Origin of the sequence: Vibrio sp. Vb2880, assembly GCF_033337975.1 — a bacterium.
Taxonomy (GTDB): domain Bacteria; phylum Pseudomonadota; class Gammaproteobacteria; order Enterobacterales; family Vibrionaceae; genus Vibrio; species Vibrio alginolyticus.
In genome coordinates this window covers 1-649 of sequence record NZ_JAWORT010000085.1, presented here as the reverse complement: position 1 = coordinate 649, position 649 = coordinate 1, and the positions used below count along the sequence as shown (strand labels likewise).

At 41.1% G+C, this 649-nt stretch carries 1 protein-coding gene; it reads right to left on the bottom strand.

Annotated elements, in window-relative coordinates:
- Positions 1 to 132 precede the first annotated feature (132 nt).
- Entirely contained in the window at positions 133 to 603 is a 471-nt protein-coding gene (locus R7M92_RS25040; protein WP_318134581.1) for a GNAT family N-acetyltransferase, read from the bottom strand.
- Between the last annotated feature and the right edge of the window lie 46 nt (positions 604 to 649).

Here is a 649-nt window from a genome sequence, read left to right as displayed (position 1 = left end):
TAACGCCTTGTTAAGGTGTGAGGCACGCAATACCTAAGCTTCCGCATACCACCTTAACCACTAGAACTAACGCATAGTAAAAATGCCACGCGTGCCGAATCACTCTTGAACAATTTGTTATGTAGCCGACTTTCAGGTTAGTGCTTTCTGTCCAATTTGGATCTTGGGCTCAATACCAGCTTTGCGATACAAAGCTAGAGCTGATTCATTGAAAGAATATACTTCTAACCACAGCTCTTCTCCGCCGTTAGAAATAGCCCTTTCCTCAAATGCCTCTATTAGCGCCACTCCAACACCTTGACTCCTAAAGCATGAATCCACAACAATCTGTTCAACGTTTGCGATCTTTCGCTCTTTGAGAGTCCAAGACTTACGAACCCATAGCTCACCAAAAACAAAACCTACTAACTGCCCTTTGCTTTCGGCTACCAGAAAAATCGAGCTTTCACTTTCGATTATCTTGTTCAGGTCTATTTTTTGTTCAATTTCTTCCGGTGATAAAAAGTCATCAGGTAAATTTGCTTGATGATACTCATTAAGCTGAAACTGTAGTTTCTTGATAACACTGATATCTTCAATGCGAGCTTGCCGAATATTTAACATATATAAATCCTTTTAACTTACCGTCCTCTCGCGGCTACATAACGCC

What these genes read in the sequence shown, in the direction of transcription:
- R7M92_RS25040 (WP_318134581.1), bottom strand. Translation starts at nt 603, where the DNA reads ATGTTAAATATTCGGCAAGCTCGCATTGAAGATATCAGTGTTATCAAG.